Below are 22,380 nucleotides of genomic sequence, written 5' to 3'. Positions count from 1 at the left end.
AAAGTGATGCACCGAAGCTTAGGGTTCGATCTTCGGATCGAGCGGTAGCGGAGCGTTCCGTAAGCTGATGAAGCGTCCTGGTAATGGGGCGTGGAGGTATCGGAAGTGCGAATGCTGACATGAGTAGCGATAAAGAGGGTGAGATGCCCTCTCGCCGAAAGACCAAGGGTTCCTGCGCAAGGCTAATCCGCGCAGGGTGAGTCGGCCCCTAAGACGAGCCCGAAGGGGGTAGTCGATGGGAACACGGTTAATATTCCGTGACCTGGTGGTGTGTGACGGATCTAGTAAATTGTCAGCCCTTATTGGATTGGTGCTGGCAGTGAATAGGTTCCAGGAAATAGCCCCACCGTATAGACCGTACCCGAAACCGACACAGGTGGTCAGGTAGAGTATACCAAGGCGCTTGAGAGAAGGGTGTTGAAGGAACTCGGCAAATTGCCTCCGTACCTTCGGAAGAAGGAGGCCCCATATAAGCGCAAGCTCTTATGGGGGGCACAGGCCAGGGGGTAGCGACTGTTTAACAAAAACACAGGGCTCTGCTAAGTCGGCTTCAAGACGACGTATAGGGTCTGACGCCTGCCCGGTGCCTGAAGGTTAAGAGGAGGTGTGCAAGCACTGAATTGAAGCCCAGGTAAACGGCGGCCGTAACTATAACGGTCCTAAGGTAGCGAAATTCCTTGTCGGGTAAGTTCCGACCTGCACGAATGGCGTAACGACTTCCCCACTGTCTCCAACACCTGCTCAGCGAAATTGAATTCCCCGTGAAGATGCGGGGTACCCGCGGTTAGACGGAAAGACCCCGTGCACCTTTACTGCAGCTTCAGAGTGGCAGTGAAAAACAATTGTGTAGAATAGGTGGGAGGCTTTGAAGCTTGGGCGCCAGCTCGAGTGGAGCCAAAATGTGAAATACCACCCTGTTGTTTTTTACTGTCTAACCTCGCACCGTTATCCGGTGCAGGGACCCTCTGTGGCGGGTAGTTTGACTGGGGCGGTCGCCTCCTAAAGAGTAACGGAGGCGCGCGATGGTGGGCTCAGGACGGTTGGAAACCGTCTGTTAGAGTGCAATGGCATAAGCCCGCCTGACTGCGAGACTGACAAGTCGAGCAGAGACGAAAGTCGGTCATAGTGATCCGGTGGTCCCTCGTGGAAGGGCCATCGCTCAACGGATAAAAGGTACGCCGGGGATAACAGGCTGATAACCCCCAAGAGCTCATATCGACGGGGTTGTTTGGCACCTCGATGTCGGCTCATCACATCCTGGGGCTGGAGCAGGTCCCAAGGGTTTGGCTGTTCGCCAATTAAAGTGGTACGTGAGCTGGGTTCAGAACGTCGCGAGACAGTTTGGTCCCTATCTGCCGTGGGCGTCGAAATTTGAGAGGAGTTGACCCTAGTACGAGAGGACCGGGTTGAACATACCTCTGGTGGACCTGTCGTGGCGCCAGCCGCGCAGCAGGGTAGCTATGTATGGACGGGATAACCGCTGAAAGCATCTAAGCGGGAAGCCTCCCTCGAGATAAGATTTCATCGAGCCGTCGAAGACCACGACGTTGATAGGCCAGGTGTGGAAGTGCGGTAACGCATGAAGCTAACTGGTCCTAATTGCTCTTTTCGCGCTTGAGAATCTCGCCATCATCGAGAGTCCTGTTGGACTGTCGAGAAGGGTTTGATCTCAGCTAGATGACGCTGAAATATATGGTTGCACGATTTCTAGAACTTGACGCTCCGCAAGGAGGCGAAAGGACAGCAATGTCGTTTCGTAACGCACTGGCCCCATAGCTTGGTGGTCATAGCGTCTGTGACCCACCCGATCCCATCCCGAACTCGGCCGTGAAACCAGACTGCGCCAATGGTACTTCAGCTTAAGCTGCGGAAGAGTAGGTCGCCGCCAGGCTTTGAAGCCAGTGCAAGCGGTTCCCATCAAAGGAGTACTTTGATGGGTTCCCGATACGTCAAGAACCCATTCACAAGTTAGAAAAAGCCGCTGCCGGGGTCTCCCCCAGTGGCGGCTTTTCTGTTTGTCGCGGGATGGAGCAGCCCGGTAGCTCGTCAGGCTCATAACCTGAAGGTCGTAGGTTCAAATCCTACTCCCGCAACCAACACTTTTTGATTTCCAAGGGATAATGGCGGCTCCCCAAGCCCGCCTGGCTGGCGTTACCTCGTACGGGCGCCCGACGAACGAAGGACTGACCCATGCGTCATCGTAATGCCCATCGCAAATTGCAGCGCACCAGCGCTCATCGTACCGCGCTGTTCCGCAACATGTCGGCCGCGCTGATCAAGCATGAGCAGATCACCACGACGACCGCGAAAGCGAAAGAACTTCGCCCCTACATTGAAAAGCTGATCACGCTGGCCAAGAAGGGCGGCCTTTCAAACCGTCGTCTCGCCCAGTCGCGGCTGATGGACGACACCCAGCTGACCAAGTTGTTCGACGTTCTTGCCGCGCGCTACGCAGACCGCCAGGGTGGCTACGCCCGGGTCATCAAGGCCGGCATCCGCATGTCGGACTCGGCGCAGATCGCGGTTATCGAACTCGTCGACCGTGATGTCTCGGCCAAGGGTCAGGATTCAGGTCCGGTGATGATCGACGACGATGGCGATGCCGACGCCTGAGCCCATCGCTTACCGCCAAATAATCAAGGGTCGCTTCGGCGGCCCTTTTTTTGTGCCCGTTACAGATCGGCGTAGCGCCCCGGGGCGTGCGTCCTGAGGATCGCAGCCAGCGTCGCCGAGATGCTCGCCAGCAGCGCCGACGACGTCACGTCCCCAGGATGCACCGCCATCCGCACCACCGTTGCCAACGGCACGACCCGCGCCGCTGCCGCCACCGCCAGCGATGACCAGCGCCGCATCCGCGTCCGGCTCGCCCAGGTAATGACCGGACCCTTCGCCAGGACCTTGCCGGTCACCGGATTCCACACCCGAAGGTGATCTTCGGCAATCGGCATCCCTGTCGCCTTGAGGGCGGCATGCGCGCCGTCGCCATAGAGCCATGCCGGCGCGACGAACCCCGTCACCGGGCGCCCGATAATGTCCTCGAGCAGGGCTCGTCCGTCCCGGATCCGCCGTTCGGCTTCGGTCGCATCCAGCCCCAGGAACTCGCCCTCGCCAGCGGTCATATGCTTCGCTTGGAACCCCGCGACCCCAGAGTGCTTACTGGCATCGCGATGAAACCATCCGTGAAGAAAAATTTCATGGCCCGCGTCGCTCAGCGCGCGCAGCCGCGTTGCGAACGGCGTCCCCGCGACGATCGGCGCTTCGCCCCAATGATCGGGCACGACCAGCAACGCGGGCCGCTCGACCCCCAGTGCCCCGAACCGCGCATGAAGCGCATCGAACGCGCTTTCGCTGCGCGGACCGACGTCGTGGATCGAGGCAAGCAGGGTCCGCATCGCGCCCTCCTATCGCACCCAGCCGCCCCAAACTACCGCCAGTTCCTCGCTCATCTTTTGTTCATCGTGGATCAAGCTATGATATTCTCATGCGGATCGTCGATGTTTGTGCCTTTTACACACCCCACGGCGGAGGGGTCCGCACGTACATCGACCGCAAGCTTCAGGCCCTTCCCGCGCTCGGCCACGAAATCGTCGTCATCGCGCCGGGCCCCCACAATTCGGTGGTCGAGCGTGCCCCCGGCGCGATTCTCGTGACGATCGCCCAGCCGGCGCTGCCGTTCGACCGCCGCTATCATTTCTTCGACGATCGCAACGCGCTCCACGACGCTCTCGATGCGTGGCGGCCCGACCTTGTCGAGGCCAGCTCACCCTGGTCGAGCGCCACCAAGGTCGCCGAATGGCAGGGATCGGCCCCGCGCGCGCTGTTCATGCACGCCGACCCGCTGTCGGCCTATGCCTATCGCTGGCTCGGCCGCATCGCCAGCCGCCAGCGCATCGATCGCGTATTTTCCCCTTTCTGGAATCACCTGCGCACCCTCGACGCCGGCTTTGACCTCGTCGTCAGTCCGGGCGCCAGCCTGACTCGCCGTCTTACGGAGGGCGGCCTCGACAAGGTCGTCACCGTCCCGCTCGGGGTTGAACCCGGCATCTTCCGCCCCGCCCGCTCCAGCGCTGAAGTCCGCGATGAAATGCGTGCCCGCCTCGGCTTGCCGGAAGATGGCCTCATTCTCCTCGGGGTCGGTCGTTTCGCGTCGGAGAAGCGCTGGCCGATGGTCATCCGCGCTGTTGCCGCTGCCGGGCGGGATCGTCCCGTCGGCCTGCTCCTTGTCGGCGCCGGCAAGCAGCGCGCCAAGCTTGAGCATGAGGCTGCGGCCTTCCCCCACATCGTCGTTGCCCAGCCGACCGCCGACCGGGACGAACTCGCCGCCATTCTCGCCAGCGCCGACGCGCTCGTTCACGGCTGCGAGGCCGAGACCTTTTGCCTTGTCGCCAGTGAAGCGCGCGCCAGCGGCCTACCGATCATCGTCCCCGACGCCGGTGGCGCCTTTGACCAGCTTAGCGCCGGCGCCGGTCTCTCCTATGCCGCGACCAGCGAGGCGTCGCTCGCTGAGACCATCGTCCGCTTCCACGACGCCGCGCCCGGCGCGTTCGACCGCCGCCCCGCGACCGCCGCCCGGGTCCGCACGATGGACCAGCATTTCTGGGACCTGATGGTTCGCTACGAGCGCCTCGCCCCCGACGTCCCCTCGCGCCGTTCCCACCTTCACCGGGCGATCGCCTAAACAAAAGACATGCGCGCGAGAGGCTTGCGCGCGAACGGCTTAGGCCGCACCTTGCCACGCATGGACAAGCCCATCGACATCGACTGGACCGCCGCTGCCGAGGCCGAGCATGCCGATACGATCACGCTTCGCCGCGCGATCCACGCCGATCCCGAACTCGGCCTCTTATGCCACCGCACCACCCACAAGCTAAAATCGGCGCTCGCCGGCCTGCCGCTGACCATCCGCGACAGCAAGGCCAGTTCGGGCTTCGTCGCCCGCCTCGACGGTACCAAGGCGAGCGGTGAGCCCGGCCGCACCATGCTGCTGCGCGGCGACATGGATGCGCTGCCGATCCATGAAGACACCGGGCTCGCTTTCGCCTCGGCCACCGCCGGCCACATGCACGCCTGCGGCCACGACACCCATTCGGCCATGCTTGCGGGCGCCGCGCGGATCCTGTGCGCCCGCCGCGACCAGTTTGCCGGCACCATCCTGTTCATGTTCCAGCCGGGCGAAGAGGGTCAGGCCGGCGCCCGCCACATGATTGAGGAAGGCCTGCTCGACGATCCCACCCCCGAAGCGGCCTTCGCCATCCACATCTTCCCCAACGTCCCCGGTGGCACCATCGCCTGCCGCAGCGGGGCGTTGCTTGCCGCGACCGACCAGCTGTTCGCCACCATCCACGGCAAGGGCGGCCACGCGGCGATGCCCCATGACGCCATCGACCCGATCCCGGCGGCGTGCGAGGCGGTGCTGTCGCTCCAGTCCTACATCGCCCGGCGAACCACCTTCACCGACCCAGCGATCCTCTCGATCACTCAGATGCACGCCGGCTCGACCCACAATGTCATCCCCGACAGCGTCGAGTTGAACGGCACATTGCGGACTCTGTCCGAACCGCGCCGCGCCGACGCCCATGCCGCCATCGCCCGCATCCTGTCGCACGTCGCCCAGGCGCATGGCTGCACTGCCGAGACACGTATCGCGCCGGGCTATCCGGCGACGATGAACGACCCGCGCGCGGTCGCGCTGGTCCGCGCCTGCACCACCGATCTGTTCGGGTCTGGCGCCTATCACGACATCCCCGCCCCGATCATGGGCGGGGAGGATTTTGCGTTCGTTCTCCAGAAGCTTCCCGGCGCCATGGCCATCCTCGGCGTCGCCCCGCCCGAGGGAGACGCCGCCGCCCGCGCACCAATACACAACGCCAGGATGCTGGTCGACGAAGCCACCCTTGCGCGTGGGGTCGCGCTGCACTGCGCGGTCGCAACCCGCTTCTTGGCGCAGGGCTGGAATTGATTTCGTCATTGCGAGGAGCGCAGCGACGCGGCAAGCCAGTGCGGCGAGGCTAGGTTGCCGCGCTGCGCTTGCAATGACGGAGTAAAAACTGATGGCCACCGCACCCACGGACCCGATCCGCGAACTAACCATCCGTGGCATCATCCTCGGCGCGATCCTCACCGTCCTGCTGACCGCCGCCAATGTCTATCTCGGGCTGAAGATCGGCATTACCTTCGCCACCTCAATCCCCGCCGCGGTCATTTCGATGGCGGTGCTGCGCAACTTCTCCGGCGCGACGATCCAGGAAAACAACATCGTCCAGACCATCGCCAGCTCGGCGGGCACGCTGTCGGCGATCATCTTCGTCCTACCCGGGCTGATCATGGTCGGCTGGTGGACCGGCTTCCCCTTCTGGCTGTCGGTTGCGGTGATCGCCGTCGGCGGCATCCTTGGCGTGATGTACTCGGTCCCGCTGCGCCGCGCGCTCGTCACCGGCTCTGACCTGCCCTATCCCGAAGGTGTCGCTGCCGCCGAAGTGCTCAAGGTCGGCACCGGCGACGGCGGCGCGGAGGAGAACAAGCGCGGCCTCGGCATGATCGTCATCGCCTCGCTGGTCTCGGCCGCTTACCAGTTCCTGACCTACATGGGCTTCGTCACTGGCGAGGCGTCAAAGACGTTTCGGACTGGTGACGGGGCCACCAGCGTGTCCGCGCTCATGTCGATGGCACTGATCGGCGTTGGCCACCTTGTCGGCATCGCCGTCGGCATCGCCATGTTCATCGGCATGCTGATCAGCTGGGCAGTGCTCGTCCCCCATTTCAGCGCGATCGACCCCGCGATGGCGACTAGCGGCGACCTCGCGGCGTTCGTCGGTTCGGTGTTCAAGTCGAAGGTCCGCTTCATCGGCGCCGGAACGATCGGCGTCGCCGCGATCTGGACCCTGCTCAAGATTATCGGGCCGATCGTCACGGGCTTGCGCGCCGCGCTCGCCGCGAGCCGCGCCCGCGCCGCCGATGGCAACGCCAGCCTCGACATCACCGAACGCGACCTGCCGATCGGCATCGTCTTCGGCACGATCATCGCCTCGCTGATCCCGATTGGCCTGTTGCTCGCCGCCTTCGCCCAGACCAACCCGATCGCCGCCAACCCTGCCGCGACGATCGGCTTCACGCTGGTTTACATCCTGATCGCTGGCGTCATCATCGCCGCCGTATGCGGTTACATGGCCGGGCTCATCGGCGCCTCGAACAGCCCGATCTCCGGAGTCGGCATTCTCGCCGTACTCGGCATTTCGCTGATCCTCGTCGCCATCTTCGGGCGCAGCCTGGGCATCGACGCGACCAAGAGCCTCGTCGCCTACGCCCTGTTCGTCACTGCGATCGTGTTTGGGGTCGCGACCATCTCCAACGACAATCTCCAGGATCTCAAGACCGGCCAGCTCGTCGGCGCCACCCCGTGGAAGCAGCAGGTCGCGCTGATCCTCGGGGTGATCTTCGGCGCGCTCGTCATCCCGCCGATCCTGACCGTCCTCAACACCGCATTCGGCTTCGTCGGCGCCCCCGGTGCCGGCCCCAACGCGCTCGCCGCCCCGCAGGCCGCGCTTATCTCCAGCATCGCGCAAGGGGTGCTCGGCGGCAATCTCGACTGGAACCTGGTCGGGATCGGCGCCGCCATCGGTGCGGCCGTCGTCATCGCCGACGAGATCCTCCGCCGCGGTGGCAAGTACAGCCTGCCCCCGCTCGCGGTCGGCATGGGCATCTACCTCCCCATGTCGATCACCCTGCTGATCCCGGTCGGTGCGTTCATCGGCTGGTTCTACAATCGTTGGGCGGAACGCTCGCCCAACCCTGCCTTCGCCGAGCGCCTCGGCGTGCTGATGGCGACCGGGCTGATCGTCGGCGAGAGCCTGTTCGGGGTTGCTTTCGCCGGGATCGTCGCCGCCACGCGCAGCGACGCCCCGCTTGAAATGGTCAAGGATTTCGCAATGGCGATCCCGCTCGGGCTTATCCTGTTCTTCGGCTCGATCGCCTATCTCTACTTCAAGACCCGCAGCGACGCGGCCAAGCCGATTGTCGCCCCCGACGGCCCGATCATCACCGAAGCGACCTACCGCTAGCATGACCGACCCGATCCACCTCGGCCAGTCGAGCAGGCTTCCCGCCTCCCCCGAGGCGGCAGTCCTCGACTATGTCCCCAACCCTCGTTCGGGCACGCTCTACCTCGTCCGTTTCGCCGCGCCCGAATTCACCTCGCTGTGCCCGGTCACCGGCCAGCCCGATTTTGCCCATCTCGTCATCGACTATGCGCCGGGCGAGACGATCGTCGAATCAAAGTCGCTCAAACTTTTCCTCGGCAGCTTCCGTAACCATGCCGGCTTTCACGAAGACGTCACGGTCGGCATCGGCCAGCGCCTTGCTGCCGAGATGAAACCGCAGTGGCTGCGAATCGGCGGATACTGGTATCCCCGCGGCGGCATCCCGATCGATGTCTTCTTCCAGACCGGCGCCCCGCCATCGGGCCTGTGGGTTCCCGACCAGGGCGTCGCGCCCTACCGCGGCCGCGGATGAACAGCCTCGTCGCCACCGAATGGCTCGCTGCCCATCTCGACGATCCCGGCCTCGTCATCCTCGACGCCAGCCTCGCGCCGCCCGGCGCCCCCGCCGACATGCGCGCCGTATTTGAGCGTCAACACATCCCGGGCGCGCGCTTCCTCGACCTCGCCGCGCTCAAGTCCGCGCCCAGCTTTGCCGCCGCAATGCGCGACCTCGGGATTGCCAATGACAGCATGGTCGTCGTTTACGATCAGACCCCGCTGCACAGTGCCACGCGCGGCTGGTGGCTCCTTCGCCAGCACGGCGCGCCCCGGGTTGCGGTGCTCGACGGCGGCCTTGGCAAGTGGCTCGCCGAAGGTCGCGTGACCGCCAGCGGCCCTGCTCAGGCCCATCCTGCGACCTTCACCGGTGACCGCAATGCGGCGGCGCATGTCACCAAAGGCGACATCCTCGCCGGGCTCGACCTCCCCCTCGTCGACGCCCGCGATGCGGCGCGCTTTGCCGGCACCTCGAGTGACCCCCGCCCGGGCATCGCCGACGGCCATATACCCGGCGCCCGCAACCTGCCCTTCGCCGCGCTCTACCAGCCCGACGGGACGTTCAAATCGCTCGAAGATCTGCGCGCACTCTTCGCCGTCGCCGCGATCGACCCGGCACGCCCGTTCGTCGCCAGCTGCGGGTCGGGCGTCACCGCCACCTCGCTGCTCTTCGCTGCGCATTTGCTCGGTAATGACGACGCGAAACTCTATGAGGGAAGCTGGACCGAATGGGGCGCGGATCCCGCCACCCCGAAGGAATTGGGTCCGCCTACAGGCTGAACAACCGGTCGAGATCGGCCAGCTCGGTACGCAAGGTCAGCGCCAGCCGCTCGACCGACCGGGGATGCGCCTCGGCTCCCGAAACCTGCTGCGCCGCCATCATTTCCAGCCCGGCCGCCGCGCCCTGCGCGAGCTCGATCGACCGTGCTTCGAAACAACGTTGCCGCGCCGCGCTTGCCTGCGGCCATGCCAATGGAACTTGCGGCACCTCGCTCGTCTCCATGCCCGCCGCCCGCTCGGCCAGGTTCAGCGCGGTGCGAATACTCGCCAGCCGCCCGACCGCCTCATTATAAGGGGTCGCGGTGGCAAAGCTGTCGGGCAGAAAATGGATCATGTGCCCGTGTGTACGCGCGCACCCCTAACGAAGGCTTAAGCACCCGCTTGCTTACGCCGCCCCAGCCTCGATGTCGCGCAGGATCCAGCCGCGCTGCGGGATCGTCTCGATGAATTCGGCCCCGTTCGACGCCATCCGCAATTTCTTGCGCAGCTTGGAGATGAACACGTCGATGATTTTGGGCTGGGGCTGGTCGTCGGCGCGACGGTAAAGATGCTTCAGCAGCATGTTGCGCGTGACGACATTGTTGCGCGCATAGGCGAGCAGTTCCAGCACGCGATATTCCATCTCGGTGATGCCGATCGGGTGGCCGTCGATGCGGATCAGCCGCTGCGTCTGGTCGACCGCCAGTCGTCCGCCGCACAGCGTCGCGGGCATGTCCCCGCCCGACGCCTTGATCGAGTTGAGCAGCTTCGACGCCGCCTCGTCGGTCTCGTCGGCGGTCATCGTCGCCGGTGATCCCAGCAGCGCCTGCTGGATATCGCCGAGCAGGCCGTGCGCTTCATCGACCAGCCGAGCGCCTTCCTCGAACCGCCGGCGCGACCGGTCGAGCAGCGCTTCGACTTCGACCAGCCGGGCGGAGAGGGGTTCGCTCGACATGCGGCTTAGCGCGGAGTCGCTTGTGCGTCCTGGCCGTCCCCGGCCGGTGCCGCCAGGATGGTCGGGGTCGCCGCGCCCTTGTCGACGACCCGAGTCGCGGGGTCGCCCGCGGTCGATCGCGCGCCGACCGGGGCACGGTCGCGGCCGGCACTGTCGAGCATGCTCGTCTCGGTCGAGCTGCGCCCGGCGGGGCCGCCGAACAGCGCGTCGATCGCCTGGCTCTGCGCGTCGGTTGCGCTCAGCCCGATCGTGCCCGCGACGGGCGGGGTCAGCGTATAATCGGGCGGGATCACCAGCGGGGCGTTGCGCGCCACGGCGAACTCGTCGAGCGCCTTGCCGCGGCCCTTGCCGAGGGCGCAGCCGGACAGCGCGACGGCGGTGGCGGCGAGGATCAGGATCGGGGCCTTACGCATTGAGATTCTCCTTGGGGTCCGGCTCGGCCCGCGTCCAGAAGGCGCGGATCAGCAGGATCACGACGCCGATGCTAATCGCGGCGTCGGCGATATTGAAGACCAAAAACGGGCGATACGACCCGAAGTGAAGATCGGCGAAATCGACGACATAACCCAGCCGTATCCGATCGAGGATGTTTCCGACAGCCCCGCCGAGCACCATCCCCAGCGCAATCCGGTCGCCATGGCGCGGTTCGCGCAGGATCCACACCAGCATCGCCAGCGCAATCGCCGCCGTGACCCCGACGATCGCCCACCGCGCGGCGTCGCTGTCGGCACGAAACAGGCCGAGCGAGATGCCCAGGTTATGCGTGCGGGTGAAGTTGAAGAACGGTAGGACGTAATGCTGGTCACCCTCCCGGCTGAGACCAAGCGGCCCGACCACCCACCATTTGACGATCTGGTCGAGAACGAACGTCACCCCCGCGACCAGGAAGGCATAAGCGCGATTAGGCTGCATGAACCACCCCCTCGCACCGACCGCAAAGATCACCGTCCTCGGTCACTTCGGGAAGGTGCCGCCAGCACCGCCCGCATTTGTGGTTGGTGGTTTTACGGAGAGCAGTGGATAACCCTTGGCGGACGGTCGATACGATGAACAACTCGCTCAAGTCGACCTGGCCAGCATCGCCCGGATAATCCACTTCGACCTCTAGCGATGATCCGATTTCCTTCGCTCGGCGCATTGGCTCAATTGCTTCGTTAACGATCATTCGCGTCGCGCGAAGTTCACCCCATCGCTTTGCGATTGCCCCGTCTAGCCGATCGCCGATCTCCGGCCACTCGGCCAAATGCACCGACTCCGCGTCCGGCCACCGCGTCCCCCACACTTCCTCGGCGGTAAACACCAGTACCGGCGCCGCCCACCGTACCATCGCCTCGAAGATCGCGTCGAGCACGGTCCGATAGGCGCGTCGCTTGTCGGTCTGCACCCCCGTCTCGGCATTCACGTCGCAGTAGAGGCTGTCTTTCCGAATATCGAAATAGAAGGCCGACAGGTCGTTGTTGGCGAACTCACCCAGCAACCGCGTGTACGAATTAAAGTCATAATCCGCGACCGCGGCCCGCAACTTGCCATCAAGCTCGGCCAGCAGGCTGAGCATGTAGCGCTCCAGCTCGGGCATATCCTCGACCGCCACCCGCTCGCCCGGCTCAAACCCCTCCAGCGCCCCCAGCAAGTACCGGAACGTATTCCGCAACTTCCGATACTGGTCGGCGACCCCGGCAAGGATCTCTTTCCCGATCCGGTGATCCTCGGTGAAGTCGACCGACAGCGCCCACAACCGCAGGATATCCGCGCCATAATCGCGCATCAGGTCGATCGGGTTGATCGTATTGCCCAGGCTCTTGGACATTTTCATGCCCTTGGCATCCATCGTGAAACCATGCGTCAGCACCGCGTCATAGGGCGCTCGCCCGCGAGTCCCGCAGCTTTCCATCAACGACGACTGGAACCAGCCGCGATGCTGGTCCGACCCTTCGAGATACAGGTCGGCCGGCCATTGCAGATCGGGCCACCGCGCGCTTTCCAGCACGAAGGCATGGGTGCAGCCGCTATCGAACCACACGTCGAGAATGTCGGTCACCCGCTCATAATCGTCGGCGACGTAATCCGCGCCCAGATACTCCTGCGCCCGCTCATCGGACCAGGCATCGACTCCGCCCGCCTTCACCGCCGCAACAATCCGCGCGTTCACGGCAGGATCGAGCAACGGCGCATTGGTCCCCCGCTTGACGAACAGCGCGATCGGCACCCCCCACGCCCGCTGGCGGCTGATCACCCAGTCGGGCCGGTCGGCGACCATCGAGCCGATCCGGTTGCGCCCCTTCTCGGGCACGAACCGCGTCGCCGCGATGGCCTGCGTCGCGAGGTGGCGGAGTGTCGGACCCGCGCCTTGGATCGAACCGCCCTCATTGTCCCAACGCTGTTCGGCAAAGCTTTCGCAATGCTCGGCGCTGAGCGGCATATCCATCCCGATGAACCATTGCGGGGTACAGCGATAAATCACCCGCGCCTTGGACCGCCACGAATGCGGATAGCTGTGCTTGAAATCGCTCGCCGCCAGCAACGCCCCCGCCTCGCGCAGGTCCGCGCAGATCTGCCCATCGGGCGCATTGAACTTCGTGTTGATGACCGAGCCCTGCCCGCCGAGCCAAGCCCAGTCGGCGCGATACTTTCCGTCCCCTTCGACCGCGAACACCGGCTCGATCCCGTTGGCCTTGCACAGCGCGAAGTCGTCCTCGCCATGATCGGGCGCCATGTGGACGAGGCCCGTGCCGGTATCGGTCGTGACGAACTCGCCGGGGAGAAAGGGGCGCGGCTTTGCGAAGAAGCCGCCGAGGTGGTGCATCGGGTGGCGGGCGATGGTACCGGCGAGGTCGGAGCCCGTACCGTTCCAGGAAATATCGTCGCCGGGTTTCTTCGTCCACTCCGAGCGGGGATGTTCTGCGGCTAACCAGCGCTTATCGAACTCTGCGCCGAGCATGTTAGCGAGCAGATATCGTTTTCCAGCATATTCTGAGACGTAATACTCAACCTCAGGCCCATATGCGATCGCCTGGTTCACCGGGATCGTCCACGGCGTCGTCGTCCAGATCACCGCATAGGCCCCGACCAACTCCGGAACCGGCGACTCAACAATCTCGAACGCCACATCGATCTGGGTGCTCGTCACATCCTCATATTCGATCTCGGCCTCGGCCAGCGCGGTCTTCTCGACCGGGGACCACATCACCGGCTTGGCCCCGCGATAGAGCTGCCCGCTCTCGGCGAACTTCATCAGCTCGGCGACAATCGTCCCCTCGGCCTCGGGGTCCATCGTCAGATAGGGCTTGTCCCAGTCCCCGCCGATCCCGAGCCGCTTCAGCTGCTCGCGCTGCACATCGACCCAATGCTGGGCATAGGCCCGGCACTCGGCGCGAAACTCGACCAAGGGGACCTGGTCCTTGTCGAGCTTCTTCTTGCGATATTGCTCCTCGACCTTCCACTCGATCGGCAGCCCGTGACAGTCCCACCCCGGAACGTAGGGCGCATCCTTCCCGAGAAGGGTCTGAGTGCGAACCACCATGTCCTTCAGGATATGGTTGAGCGCATGGCCGATATGGATGTCGCCATTGGCATAGGGCGGGCCGTCGTGGAGAATATACTTCTCCCGCCCCGCCCGCGCGGCGCGAAGCTGCTGGTAAGCGCCATCGGCCTGCCACTTGGCAAGAATCCCCGGCTCCTTCGCGGGAAGGCCGGCCTTCATCGGAAAGTCGGTCTTCGGCAGGAAGACGGTCGAGCGCCAATCAGGCTTTGCGGGAGTTTCGTGAGTGTCAGACATTGCGCGCGGCTCTAGCGGCTGTGGAGGGGGATGCAAATGCCACTCTCGTCACCCCGGGCTTGACCCGGGGCCTGCCTGCCTACGTCCGCCACGAAGTGAAGCCAAAGAATGCAGGTCCCGGGTCAGGCCCGGGATGACGCCTACCCCAGCACCCGCCGCGCCTCGGCACTGTCCGCATCCATCTGCGTTACCAATGCACCCATGTCGTCGAACTTCAGCTCAGGCCGCAGATACGCCACCAGCGCCACTTCGATCGTCCGCGCGTACAAATCCCCCGCCCAGTCGAAGATAAACGTCTCCAGCATTTCGACCGGCGGATCGAAGGTCGGGCGGATGCCTAGGCTCGCGACTCCCTTATGCTCGCTGCCGTCATCGAGCCGCACACGCACCGCGTAAATCCCGTACTTCGGGCGCAAATACGGCCCCAGCGGCACGTTGGCGGTGGGATAGCCCAGCGTCCGCCCGCGCTTGTCGCCGTGGCCGACCACGCACTCGATCGCGAAGGGCCGGGTCAGCAGCCGTGTCGCCGCGCCAGGATCGCCCGCCGTCAGCGCCGCGCGCACCCGGCTCGACGAGACCGCTTCGCCATCGAGCAGCACCGGGGCGACCGTCTCGGCGACAATCCCCGCCCTGGCGCCTAGCTCGGCCAGCACTGCGGCATTGCCTGTGCGGCGTGCGCCAAAGGTATAGTCATTGCCCGTGATCACGCCCGCCGCGCCGATCCGCTGTCCCAGCAAGCTGGCCACGAATTCTTCAGCACTGGTCGCCGCCAATTGCCCGTCGAAGCCGAATACCATCATCGCATCGGCCCCGGCCTGCCCGAACAATCGCTCGCGCTGGTCCAGGCTGGTCAACCGGAACGGCGCCGCGTCGGGCTTGAAGTGGCGCACCGGGTGGGGATCGAAGGTTGCCACGATCACTGGCCTGCGCTCGTGCGCGCCACGCTGCACCGCGCGCCCGACCACCGCCTGGTGGCCAAGGTGAAAGCCGTCGAAATTGCCCAGCGCCAGGATTGCGCCGCGCAAGGCTTCCGGTACAGGCGTGTCGAGGGTCAGCCGCTCCATTGACGTCTCGTTAGCGGCGCCGCCGCCGCGATGCAAAGTGGGCCGTTGACCGCTTGACTCACAGCCTGCGGACTCCTAGTTACAGCCAATCCCGTTTCACCGGTTGCCGGCGGCGCTTTGTTGCGTGCGCCGTTTTGCTGTTGAAGTTGAGGCCACCGCCGTTATGCATCGCTCGCGAAGCATAACAGACCAGTGCTATGAGATAGGGTGCGCGTGCCACGCCGCCCTGTGGAGCTAGGAGATTATCAATGGCACGTATTGCGGGCGTCAACATCCCGACCAACAAGCGCGTAGAGATTGCGCTTACCTACATTCATGGCATTGGCCGCACCAAGGCCGTCGAGATCACGAAGAAGCTGGGCATTGAGCCTGCGCGCCGGGTCCAGGACCTGACCGATTCGGAAGTCCTCCACATCCGTGAAGCGATCGACGCCGACCACACGGTCGAGGGTGATCTTCGCCGCCAGGTCGCGATGAACATCAAGCGGCTGATGGACCTCGCCTGCTATCGTGGGCTTCGTCATCGCAAGGGTCTCCCCGTCCGCGGCCAGCGCACGCATACCAATGCACGCACGCGCAAGGGCAAGGCCAAGCCGATCGCCGGTAAGAAGAAGTAACGTCGTTCGCCGTCACCGCGAACATTCGTGAACATTCGACCGACAGCTATAATCAGGATTCTCTTAAATGGCCCAAGCACCACAGCGTCTCCGCCGCCGCGAACGCAAAAATATCACGTCGGGGGTGGCTCATGTTAATGCCTCTTTCAACAATACGATGATCACGATCACCGATGCGCAGGGCAATGCGATTGCCTGGTCGAGCGCCGGGACGATGGGCTTCAAGGGGAGCCGCAAATCGACTCCCTACGCTGCCCAGGTCGCGGCCGAAGACGCCGGCAAGAAGGCCGCCGAACATGGCGTCCGGACGCTTGAAGTCGAGGTCAAGGGCCCCGGCTCGGGCCGCGAATCGGCGCTCCGTGCGCTCCAGGCGGTCGGCTTCCAGATCACCTCGATCCGCGACGTGACCTCGATCCCGCACAACGGCGTCCGTCCGTCCAAGCGGCGCCGCGTCTGATCTGCCGGCCGGGGCAAACGTCCTGGCCAATCGAAGTTTGAACATCATAGGAGCCAAGCGGGACGCCGCTGCTCCGCTGCCAAGGGATGAACATGGCCGTCAACGCAAAGAACTGGCAGGAACTCAAGAAGCCGACCGCACTGGAGCGCAAGCCCGGTGGCGACAGCCGCCGCAAGGCGGTGTTCGTCGCCGAGCCGCTGGAGCGTGGCTTTGGCATGACGCTGGGCAACAGCCTGCGCCGCGTGCTGCTGTCATCGCTGCAGGGCGCCGCGGTCACCGCGATCCGCATCGAGGGCGTGCTGCATGAATTCAGCAGCCTTGCCGGCGTCCGCGAGGACGTCACCGACATCGTGCTGAACATCAAGCAGCTGGCGCTCAAGATGGAAGGCGAAGGTCCCAAGAAGCTTCAGCTGAGTGCCACCGGCCCGGGCGAAGTCACCGCCGGCCAGATCGCCACCACCGGCGATATCGAGGTCACCAACCCCGAGCTGGTCATCTGCCACCTCGACCAGGGTGCGACGCTCAACATGGAACTGACCGCAGACGTCGGCAAGGGCTATGTTCCCGCCGCCAGCAACCGTCCGGCCGACGCCCCGATCGGGCTGATCCCGGTCGACGCGCTCTATGGCCCGGTCCGCCAGGTGGCGTACAAGGTCGAGAACACCCGCGTCGGGCAGGAGCTGGACTATGACAAGCTGACGCTGACGGTCGAGACCGACGGCACGGTCAGCCCCGAGGATGCGGTCGGCTATGCCGCGCGCATCCTGCAGGACCAGCTGGCGCTGTTCGTCGGCTTCGAGGACGGCGCAATGCGCCCGGCATCGAGCCCGATGATGGGTGGCCAGTCGTCGGCGGCAAGCCCGGCCGAAAGCCAGGCCGACACCAACCAGCTCAACCGCTATCTGCTGAAGAAGGTCGACGAGCTGGAACTGTCGGTGCGCAGCGCCAACTGCCTCAAGAACGACAACATCATCTACATCGGCGACTTGGTCCAGAAGACCGAAGCCGAGATGCTGCGGACCCCCAACTTCGGCCGCAAGTCGTTGAACGAGATCAAGGAAGTCCTGTCGAGCATGGGGCTTCGTCTGGGCATGGACATCCCCGGCTGGCCGCCTGAGAATATCGAGGAAATGGCCAAGAAGCTGGAGCAGGAATTGTTGGGCTGAAAGCCCTAGACTGTCCGGGGGACAGCGGTATCAATTCTTTTCTCGGATAGCCGAGAGGCATCTGTTCGAAATCACGGGCGGTCCCATTGGGGGCCGCCCTTTTTTTGTTCCGTGGCGGGGGCGAAAGGGGCGCGGTCAACAGGCTTGGGAAGTCCAATCCATAACGGATGAACTTGGACGCGGCACTGGCGCATAATGGCGTTAGAAGGCACCAAGGAAGCCAATGTGATCGAGGGGCAGATCCAGCCGCACCGTGCCGTGCGAACCAACATGTTCATCGCCGCTGTGCTGCAGTGGGACGGCTGTTCGGCGCCGGTGACGATTCGCAACATGTCGCCCGGCGGAGCATTGGTGGAAGGCGCGACGCTGCCGCCGCCGGGAACGTTCGCCACGCTTTGCCGCGGCAGCCTGTCGGTAAGCGGCAACGTCACCTGGTCAAACGAGCGCCGCTGCGGCTTGCATCTGACCGGCATGCTCGACGTTGCCGGCTGGATGGCCCGCCCAGGCAATATGGGCCAGGCCCAGATCGACCGCGCCGTGCAGCAGTATAAAAGCGGCGTTGGTCCACTCACCGCTGCGCCACCGCCGCTGCCCGCGCCGCCCCTCTCGTGTGGCGCGCAGCAGGTCGCCCACATTCGCGCGCTCGAACAACTTGTCGCCGACCTCAGCGAGGCCCTGGCTTCCGACCCCGAAACCATCATCCGCCACGGCGCGGCGCTTCAGAAGCTCGACCTGCTAGCGCAGGGACTGGAGCGGCTGCACGGCTAAGTTCACAGCATTGACTCCTGCCGCAGTGTCGCCCTCACCCTGCTCGCTTCGTGAGTCGCACTCTCCCGGGGGGAGAGGAGCGAAAAAGCTTGACATTGTGAACCAATCTGGTTAGTAGTTCTTCCGGTTTTGGGGAGGCGTGTCATGGCGATGGATTGGGATCGGTCGGGCGAGGGTGCTGGGGCGGTGCGGTTGGGGATTGCGACCGGGATGGCCTGGAGCGCTGGGGAGGGGATTTCAAATAACGGTCAGCTCGATGCGTTCTCGTCATGGCTGGCGCATGTCGATGCTGGCCGGATTGCGGTCCGCTGATGCCGCGGGGGCGCAGGGTGGGGGAGGTTCGGCGGTTGCCTGACGAACCTTTCTGGTGTGCCGTGTTTCTGGAGGCGCTCGCGCTTACGGGGAATGTGGCGGCGGCGGCGCGCCTCGCCGAGATCGATGCGGCGGGTGTGTATCGGCGGCGGCAGCGGGATGACGTGTTTCGCGCGCGGTGGGCTGAGGTGCTGCGTGCGCGGGAGGCGCGGGCGAGCGGGATTGCGGGGGCTGGTGATGCGGCTGACGGGGTGCCTGCGCCTGAGTCGGCCAGCAAGGGAGCCAGGGCGGTGGCCAAAGAGGTTGCGGCGATGGGGTTGGAGGCGCGGGTGACGTCGTCGGGGGCGAAGCTGGCGCGGCCGAGCACGCGGCGGTGGACTGCCAAGTGGGAAGCGAAATTCCTCCACATGGTGGCGGGCGGGGCGAGCGTGGCGGTGGCGGCCGAGCATATCGGCTTTTCAAAGCAGGCAATCTACAAACGGCGGCTGAAGGACCGGGGGTTCGCGGCGGCGTTCGAGGCGGCGATCGGGATCGGCCAGGTCGACGTCCAGTCGGGGCTGGTTGTCCATGCCGGGCGATCGTGGGAGCCGGGCGGTGGGGCGCTGGAGCCGTGGGAAGTGGCCGAGGCGGCCGAGGCGGTCGACCGGATGACCGTCGCCGAGCGGCTGGCGGTGGCCAAGATGAACATCGGGCGGCAGGCGGCGGGGAACGGTGCGGCGGGACGGGGGGTGCCCTTTGCCTATCCCGACTCGCTGGCGATCCAGGCGGCGGAGATGACCCCCGCCGAGCTGCTCGAGGTGCGCGACAGCATTCTCCTCAAGCTGTGCAAGGTCCGTCGCCAAATCATGGACGAGCGGCGGCGCAAGGGCGGGCTTGAGGTCGGGCGGCTGGTGCTCGATCCGGACTGGGTGTGGACTGGCGAGGGACCGCCGCCGCCAATGCCGGGGCAGGACGACGACGAGGGCTGGGACGCGATTTTCGAGGCTGAGAAGAAGAGGCTGGGGAAGGGCGGAGGTGCGGGGTGAGCGTGGTGAGTCTTTTGTTGCGAAGAACTGTACCGGCCCACTCCCCCACCCGACCTCCCATAGCGTAAACTGTTTGGGAGGTCGGCCATTTCCCCAGAGTGTCCCCCGGACACTCTGGCTCATAGCGGGAGTGGGCTGGTGCCGAACTAACGAAGCGCCAACAAACTACGCCTCCCCCGTTCCCGTTAAACTCGGGTCGGCCATGCGCATCTTGGCGAACTGGACCGTCTGGTGGCCGACGAGGGTCAGCTGGTTGGCGGCCGCGGGGTCGGTGCAGGCGCCGTCGACAAAGGCGCCGGGGCCGGTCTTGACGCCCGCGCCGAGCGGGGTCGGCCAGCCGCGCAGGGCATGGACGATCGAGCGCAGCGTGGCGATGGTGCTGGCGGTCGCCTGCCAGCCATAGGCGGTGGCGATCAGCCCGACGGGGACCCCGTCGAGATAGACGCGCGGGTCGCGCGCGGTTTCCTCCAGATAATCGATGGCGTTCTTGACCAGCCCCGAGATCGAGCCGTGATAGCCCGGGCTGGCGATGACCAGCCCGTCGGCCTTGCGGATCGCGGCGATGAGATCGGCGCCGGCATCCTTGCTGCCGGGGGCAAGATAGTGGGGCAGGCCGGCGAGATAGTCGCCACCGAACAATCGGGTTTCGGCGCCGTCGGCGGCAGCGGCAGCCAAGCTGAGCACGAGCGCCTGTTCGGTCGAGCTGTTGGGAATGGCCGATCCGCCGAGGCCGACGATGAGGGGGCGCGAGTGAGGCATGGCGCAGGGTTAGGCAAATTATCGCCGCGCCGCTAGAGCGGTGGCGGGGCTCTGAACAGGGCTGGAGATAATGATGCTTGCGATAATGATGGCGGCGTTGGTGCAGGTTGCAGCCCCGTCGGCACGCGTGCTGCCGCCACCGAGCGCCGAGGCGCTCAGGCTGGGGCGCGAGCTGGCGGATGCCGGGACGCTGGCGCACCTGCTGCCGCTGATGGAAAGCGCACAGGTGGCCGAACTGGTCGGCGAGAATGTCGACATGGCGGCGAGCGACCAGGCGGCGCTGCGGGCGACCGCGCACAAGGTATTCGTGGGCGGAGCCGAGCGGCTGCTGGCGGGCGAGGGGCTGAGCTATGCGCGGCTGCTGAGCATAAGCGCCCTGCGCACCATCGTCGGGTTCGAGCGCAGCGCGGCGGGGCGGGCCTATCGCGCGGTGACCCCGCAAGTGATCACCGGGACGATGGCAGCGGTCGGCAAGATTGACTTCAAGGGCGAGGTGCGCGCGGCGTTCTGCAAGGAGAAGGGCAAATTATGTCCGGGGAAATGAGCGGTTGGGAGGAGCGCGACGGGGCGCTGTGGCGGAGCTTTACCTTCGCCGATTTTTCGGAGGCGTTCGGGTTTCTGACGCGGGTCGCCTTCGCGGCGGAGAAGGCCGATCACCACCCCGAGTTTACCAGCGTGTGGAACCGGGTCGACTTCAGGCTGACGAGCCATGATGCGGGCGGGGTCACGCCGAGGGATCATGCGCTGGCGGCGGTGATCAGCGGGTTAGCGGGTGAGAGCGAAGCCTAGGGCTACTGCGACCAAACTGACGATGACCGACACCGCGACATAGGCGGCGGCGTGGGCCGGGCTGGTGCGGTATAGGGTCAGCGCGTCAAGCCCGAAGGCGGAGAAGGTGGTGAAGCCGCCGAGAATGCCGGTGAGAAGGAACAGTTTTGCGCTCTCGCTGCCGCCATTGCGGGTGAACCAGCCAGCGAGCAGCCCCATGATCAGGCAACCCAGGATGTTGACCCCGAGCGTGGCGAACGGCGGGGCGTAGCCGGCGAGGATCGTCGCGCGCCCGGCGGCGTAGCGGAGCAGCGCGCCGAGGCCGCCACCGAGGAAGACGAGAAGCGGGTTCATGGCATCGCCTTGGCTGCGACCGGCTTGTTGCGCTTTGCGAGGTGGAGGGCTGCCACGATCAGCCCGCCGACGAGCAAACCGGCGATTGCGCCGCCGATGGCATTGAACAGCCATTCGAACGCCCCGACGGCCACCCCGATTGCCTGCGCGGCATGGCGCGCGCCATCGTGGACGAGGCGCGGGATGGTGGTGGCGCCAAGCTCGTCGAGCCCGTGCAGCAAGATCTGCCCGCCGACCCACAACATGGCGGCGGTGCCGATGACCGACAGCGCGGCGAGAAGTTTGGGGACACCGCGGACGAGGCCCCTGCCGACCGACTGTGCCAGCCGCGACGCGCGCCGCGCGAGGTGGAGGCCAATGTCGTCGAGCTTCACGATCAGCCCGACCGCACCATAGACGCCGACGGTGATCGCGATCGCGACGACGGCGAGCGCGAAGCCCTGCATGACGAGGCCATTGCCCTCGAGCGTGCCGAGCGCAATCGCCATAATCTCCGCCGAGAGAATGAAATCGGTGCGGATCGCGCCCGCGACCTGGCGCTTTTCGAGCTCTTCGGGGGTGTCGCACTCGGCCAGTTCGGCTTCTTCATGATGATCGCCGCTGAGCTTTTCCCAGATTTTCTCGGTGCCTTCATAGGCGAGATAGGCGCCGCCGATCATCAGCAGCGGGGTGATCGCCCACGGCGCAAAGGCGGCCAGCAGCATCGCGGTGGGGAGCAGGATGAGCAGCTTGTTCCGCAGGCTGCCGATGGCGATCTTGAGGATGATCGGCAACTCGCGCTCGGGGGCGAGGCCGACGACATAGTTGGGGGTGACGGCGGTGTCGTCGATGACGACCCCAGCCGCCTTGGCGCCGGCCTTGGCGGTCGCGGCGCCAATGTCGTCGAGCGACGCGGCGGCGAGCTTGGTGAGGGTTGCGACGTCGTCGAGCAGCGCGATGAGACCGGAGGACATGGGGGGCAGATAGGGGGAGTGGTTCGTCATTGCGAGCGAAAGCGAAGCAATCCCGCAGTTCAACTAGGACTGGGTTGCTTCGCTGCGCTCGCAATGACGGGGTGTTGCGGAAAATGC

Annotated in this window: 24 protein-coding genes, 1 tRNA gene and 2 rRNA genes (1 of these 27 running past the window's edge); 17 read left to right on the top strand and 10 right to left on the bottom strand. The window is 65.1% G+C overall.

The annotated features are described in order from the left end of the window. The 4 genes from U1700_RS04190 to rplQ all read left to right on the top strand — a co-directional run. A 23S ribosomal RNA gene (locus U1700_RS04190) occupies window positions 1-1,619 on the top strand (it extends 1,177 nt beyond the left edge of the window). Window positions 1,620-1,776: 157 nt separating this feature from the next. After that, window positions 1,777-1,891 (top strand): 5S ribosomal RNA (gene rrf, locus U1700_RS04185). Window positions 1,892-2,019: 128 nt separating this feature from the next. Beyond that, window positions 2,020-2,096: transfer RNA gene (locus U1700_RS04180), tRNA-Met, on the top strand. A 94-nt stretch (window positions 2,097-2,190) separates the two neighbouring features. Continuing rightward, entirely contained in the window at window positions 2,191-2,613 is a 423-nt protein-coding gene (gene rplQ / locus U1700_RS04175; protein ID WP_332750411.1) for a 50S ribosomal protein L17, read from the top strand. Window positions 2,614-2,672: 59 nt separating this feature from the next. Here rplQ and U1700_RS04170 read toward each other — a convergent pair whose 3' ends face one another. After that, on the bottom strand, window positions 2,673-3,392 hold the full coding sequence (locus tag U1700_RS04170; RefSeq protein WP_332750410.1) for a DUF2334 domain-containing protein: 720 nt from the start codon (window positions 3,390-3,392) through the stop codon (window positions 2,673-2,675). An 89-nt stretch (window positions 3,393-3,481) separates the two neighbouring features. Between U1700_RS04170 and U1700_RS04165 the strand changes: the two genes are divergently transcribed. The 5 genes from U1700_RS04165 to U1700_RS04145 all read left to right on the top strand — a co-directional run bounded on the left by U1700_RS04165 (window position 3,482) and on the right by U1700_RS04145 (window position 9,311). Beyond that, window positions 3,482-4,678 (top strand): glycosyltransferase, encoded by a 1,197-nt coding sequence (locus U1700_RS04165; protein WP_332750409.1) that lies wholly within the window; start codon window positions 3,482-3,484, stop codon window positions 4,676-4,678. Between the two features lie 60 nt (window positions 4,679-4,738). Then, window positions 4,739-5,959, top strand: coding sequence for a M20 metallopeptidase family protein (locus tag U1700_RS04160; protein ID WP_332750407.1), 1,221 nt, complete (start codon window positions 4,739-4,741; stop codon window positions 5,957-5,959). A gap of 91 nt (window positions 5,960-6,050) precedes the next feature. Further along, window positions 6,051-8,057: an OPT family oligopeptide transporter gene (locus U1700_RS04155; RefSeq protein ID WP_332750405.1), complete on the top strand. Its 2,007-nt coding sequence runs from the start codon at window positions 6,051-6,053 to the stop codon at window positions 8,055-8,057. A 1-nt stretch (window position 8,058) separates the two neighbouring features. Continuing rightward, window positions 8,059-8,508, top strand: coding sequence for a preQ(1) synthase (gene queF, locus U1700_RS04150; protein ID WP_332750403.1), 450 nt, complete (start codon window positions 8,059-8,061; stop codon window positions 8,506-8,508). Continuing rightward, complete coding sequence (locus U1700_RS04145) at window positions 8,505-9,311, top strand: sulfurtransferase (protein ID WP_332750401.1); 807 nt, start codon at window positions 8,505-8,507, stop codon at window positions 9,309-9,311. Before queF ends, U1700_RS04145 begins: the two co-directional genes overlap by 4 nt. Here the strand turns inward: U1700_RS04145 and U1700_RS04140 are convergent. From U1700_RS04140 to U1700_RS04115, 6 genes are all read right to left on the bottom strand, one after another. Next, the gene (locus U1700_RS04140) at window positions 9,301-9,645 is read right to left on the bottom strand and encodes a hypothetical protein (protein WP_332750399.1); all 345 of its coding nucleotides are present in this window, start codon (window positions 9,643-9,645) and stop codon (window positions 9,301-9,303) included. The genes U1700_RS04145 and U1700_RS04140 overlap by 11 nt on opposite strands. A 51-nt stretch (window positions 9,646-9,696) precedes the next feature. Beyond that, window positions 9,697-10,245 carry a winged helix-turn-helix domain-containing protein gene (locus tag U1700_RS04135; RefSeq protein ID WP_332750397.1) on the bottom strand — a complete coding sequence of 183 codons (549 nt, stop codon included), beginning with the start codon at window positions 10,243-10,245 and terminating at the stop codon, window positions 9,697-9,699. Between the two features lie 5 nt (window positions 10,246-10,250). Next, window positions 10,251-10,658, bottom strand: a complete 408-nt coding sequence (locus U1700_RS04130) for a DUF3035 domain-containing protein (RefSeq protein ID WP_332750395.1) — start codon at window positions 10,656-10,658, stop codon at window positions 10,251-10,253. Continuing rightward, complete coding sequence (gene lspA, locus U1700_RS04125) at window positions 10,651-11,157, bottom strand: signal peptidase II (protein ID WP_332750393.1); 507 nt, start codon at window positions 11,155-11,157, stop codon at window positions 10,651-10,653. The genes U1700_RS04130 and lspA overlap by 8 nt, the downstream gene beginning before the upstream one ends. Beyond that, on the bottom strand, window positions 11,147-14,020 hold the full coding sequence (gene ileS / locus U1700_RS04120; RefSeq protein ID WP_332750391.1) for an isoleucine--tRNA ligase: 2,874 nt from the start codon (window positions 14,018-14,020) through the stop codon (window positions 11,147-11,149). The genes lspA and ileS overlap by 11 nt, the downstream gene beginning before the upstream one ends. A gap of 140 nt (window positions 14,021-14,160) precedes the next feature. Then, window positions 14,161-15,084, bottom strand: a complete 924-nt coding sequence (locus U1700_RS04115; RefSeq protein ID WP_332750389.1) for a bifunctional riboflavin kinase/FAD synthetase — start codon at window positions 15,082-15,084, stop codon at window positions 14,161-14,163. A 248-nt stretch (window positions 15,085-15,332) separates the two neighbouring features. Between U1700_RS04115 and rpsM the strand changes: the two genes are divergently transcribed. From rpsM to U1700_RS04085, 6 genes are all read left to right on the top strand, one after another. Next, window positions 15,333-15,701: a 30S ribosomal protein S13 gene (gene rpsM / locus U1700_RS04110; protein WP_332750387.1), complete on the top strand. Its 369-nt coding sequence runs from the start codon at window positions 15,333-15,335 to the stop codon at window positions 15,699-15,701. 67 nt (window positions 15,702-15,768) lie between these two features. Then, window positions 15,769-16,158, top strand: a complete 390-nt coding sequence (rpsK, locus tag U1700_RS04105) for a 30S ribosomal protein S11 (protein ID WP_332750385.1) — start codon at window positions 15,769-15,771, stop codon at window positions 16,156-16,158. Between the two features lie 92 nt (window positions 16,159-16,250). Then, window positions 16,251-17,324 carry a DNA-directed RNA polymerase subunit alpha gene (locus U1700_RS04100; protein WP_332750383.1) on the top strand — a complete coding sequence of 358 codons (1,074 nt, stop codon included), beginning with the start codon at window positions 16,251-16,253 and terminating at the stop codon, window positions 17,322-17,324. 225 nt (window positions 17,325-17,549) lie between these two features. Further along, window positions 17,550-18,092 (top strand): hypothetical protein, encoded by a 543-nt coding sequence (locus tag U1700_RS04095; RefSeq protein ID WP_332750381.1) that lies wholly within the window; start codon window positions 17,550-17,552, stop codon window positions 18,090-18,092. Window positions 18,093-18,236: 144 nt separating this feature from the next. Then, entirely contained in the window at window positions 18,237-18,404 is a 168-nt protein-coding gene (locus U1700_RS04090) for a hypothetical protein (protein ID WP_332750379.1), read from the top strand. A gap of 35 nt (window positions 18,405-18,439) precedes the next feature. After that, on the top strand, window positions 18,440-19,429 hold the full coding sequence (locus U1700_RS04085; RefSeq protein ID WP_332750377.1) for a hypothetical protein: 990 nt from the start codon (window positions 18,440-18,442) through the stop codon (window positions 19,427-19,429). Between the two features lie 165 nt (window positions 19,430-19,594). Here U1700_RS04085 and U1700_RS04080 read toward each other — a convergent pair whose 3' ends face one another. Further along, a complete protein-coding gene (locus U1700_RS04080; RefSeq protein WP_332750375.1) occupies window positions 19,595-20,188 on the bottom strand; it encodes an NADPH-dependent FMN reductase in 594 nt (197 codons plus the stop codon). 70 nt (window positions 20,189-20,258) lie between these two features. Here U1700_RS04080 and U1700_RS04075 point away from each other — a divergent pair, with 70 nt between their 5' ends. Continuing rightward, window positions 20,259-20,732 (top strand): hypothetical protein, encoded by a 474-nt coding sequence (locus U1700_RS04075; RefSeq protein WP_332750373.1) that lies wholly within the window; start codon window positions 20,259-20,261, stop codon window positions 20,730-20,732. Continuing rightward, on the top strand, window positions 20,717-20,977 hold the full coding sequence (locus tag U1700_RS04070; RefSeq protein ID WP_332750372.1) for a 4a-hydroxytetrahydrobiopterin dehydratase: 261 nt from the start codon (window positions 20,717-20,719) through the stop codon (window positions 20,975-20,977). The genes U1700_RS04075 and U1700_RS04070 overlap by 16 nt, the downstream gene beginning before the upstream one ends. Here the strand turns inward: U1700_RS04070 and crcB are convergent. After that, the gene (gene crcB, locus U1700_RS04065) at window positions 20,954-21,310 is read right to left on the bottom strand and encodes a fluoride efflux transporter CrcB (protein ID WP_332750371.1); all 357 of its coding nucleotides are present in this window, start codon (window positions 21,308-21,310) and stop codon (window positions 20,954-20,956) included. The two genes, U1700_RS04070 and crcB, sit on opposite strands and share 24 nt — an antisense overlap. Next, window positions 21,307-22,263 (bottom strand): DUF808 domain-containing protein, encoded by a 957-nt coding sequence (locus U1700_RS04060; RefSeq protein ID WP_332751126.1) that lies wholly within the window; start codon window positions 22,261-22,263, stop codon window positions 21,307-21,309. Before U1700_RS04060 ends, crcB begins: the two co-directional genes overlap by 4 nt. Window positions 22,264-22,380 lie beyond the last annotated feature (117 nt).

The organism is Sphingomonas sp. RB1R13 (genome assembly GCF_036663775.1).
Classification (GTDB): domain Bacteria; phylum Pseudomonadota; class Alphaproteobacteria; order Sphingomonadales; family Sphingomonadaceae; genus Sphingomicrobium.
This window is presented reverse-complemented; position numbering and strand designations above follow the sequence as displayed.

What these genes read in the sequence shown, in the direction of transcription:
- rplQ (WP_332750411.1), top strand. Translation starts at nt 2,191, where the DNA reads ATGCGTCATCGTAATGCCCATCGCAAATTGCAGCGCACCAGCGCTCAT.
- U1700_RS04170 (WP_332750410.1), bottom strand. Translation starts at nt 3,392, where the DNA reads ATGCGGACCCTGCTTGCCTCGATCCACGACGTCGGTCCGCGCAGCGAA.
- U1700_RS04165 (WP_332750409.1), top strand. Translation starts at nt 3,482, where the DNA reads ATGCGGATCGTCGATGTTTGTGCCTTTTACACACCCCACGGCGGAGGG.
- U1700_RS04160 (WP_332750407.1), top strand. Translation starts at nt 4,739, where the DNA reads ATGGACAAGCCCATCGACATCGACTGGACCGCCGCTGCCGAGGCCGAG.
- U1700_RS04155 (WP_332750405.1), top strand. Translation starts at nt 6,051, where the DNA reads ATGGCCACCGCACCCACGGACCCGATCCGCGAACTAACCATCCGTGGC.
- queF (WP_332750403.1), top strand. Translation starts at nt 8,059, where the DNA reads ATGACCGACCCGATCCACCTCGGCCAGTCGAGCAGGCTTCCCGCCTCC.
- U1700_RS04145 (WP_332750401.1), top strand. Translation starts at nt 8,505, where the DNA reads ATGAACAGCCTCGTCGCCACCGAATGGCTCGCTGCCCATCTCGACGAT.
- U1700_RS04140 (WP_332750399.1), bottom strand. Translation starts at nt 9,645, where the DNA reads ATGATCCATTTTCTGCCCGACAGCTTTGCCACCGCGACCCCTTATAAT.
- U1700_RS04135 (WP_332750397.1), bottom strand. Translation starts at nt 10,245, where the DNA reads ATGTCGAGCGAACCCCTCTCCGCCCGGCTGGTCGAAGTCGAAGCGCTG.
- U1700_RS04130 (WP_332750395.1), bottom strand. Translation starts at nt 10,658, where the DNA reads ATGCGTAAGGCCCCGATCCTGATCCTCGCCGCCACCGCCGTCGCGCTG.
- lspA (WP_332750393.1), bottom strand. Translation starts at nt 11,157, where the DNA reads ATGCAGCCTAATCGCGCTTATGCCTTCCTGGTCGCGGGGGTGACGTTC.
- ileS (WP_332750391.1), bottom strand. Translation starts at nt 14,020, where the DNA reads ATGTCTGACACTCACGAAACTCCCGCAAAGCCTGATTGGCGCTCGACC.
- U1700_RS04115 (WP_332750389.1), bottom strand. Translation starts at nt 15,084, where the DNA reads ATGGAGCGGCTGACCCTCGACACGCCTGTACCGGAAGCCTTGCGCGGC.
- rpsM (WP_332750387.1), top strand. Translation starts at nt 15,333, where the DNA reads ATGGCACGTATTGCGGGCGTCAACATCCCGACCAACAAGCGCGTAGAG.
- rpsK (WP_332750385.1), top strand. Translation starts at nt 15,769, where the DNA reads ATGGCCCAAGCACCACAGCGTCTCCGCCGCCGCGAACGCAAAAATATC.
- U1700_RS04100 (WP_332750383.1), top strand. Translation starts at nt 16,251, where the DNA reads ATGGCCGTCAACGCAAAGAACTGGCAGGAACTCAAGAAGCCGACCGCA.
- U1700_RS04090 (WP_332750379.1), top strand. Translation starts at nt 18,237, where the DNA reads ATGGCGATGGATTGGGATCGGTCGGGCGAGGGTGCTGGGGCGGTGCGG.
- U1700_RS04080 (WP_332750375.1), bottom strand. Translation starts at nt 20,188, where the DNA reads ATGCCTCACTCGCGCCCCCTCATCGTCGGCCTCGGCGGATCGGCCATT.
- U1700_RS04075 (WP_332750373.1), top strand. Translation starts at nt 20,259, where the DNA reads ATGATGCTTGCGATAATGATGGCGGCGTTGGTGCAGGTTGCAGCCCCG.
- U1700_RS04070 (WP_332750372.1), top strand. Translation starts at nt 20,717, where the DNA reads ATGTCCGGGGAAATGAGCGGTTGGGAGGAGCGCGACGGGGCGCTGTGG.
- crcB (WP_332750371.1), bottom strand. Translation starts at nt 21,310, where the DNA reads ATGAACCCGCTTCTCGTCTTCCTCGGTGGCGGCCTCGGCGCGCTGCTC.
- U1700_RS04060 (WP_332751126.1), bottom strand. Translation starts at nt 22,263, where the DNA reads ATGTCCTCCGGTCTCATCGCGCTGCTCGACGACGTCGCAACCCTCACC.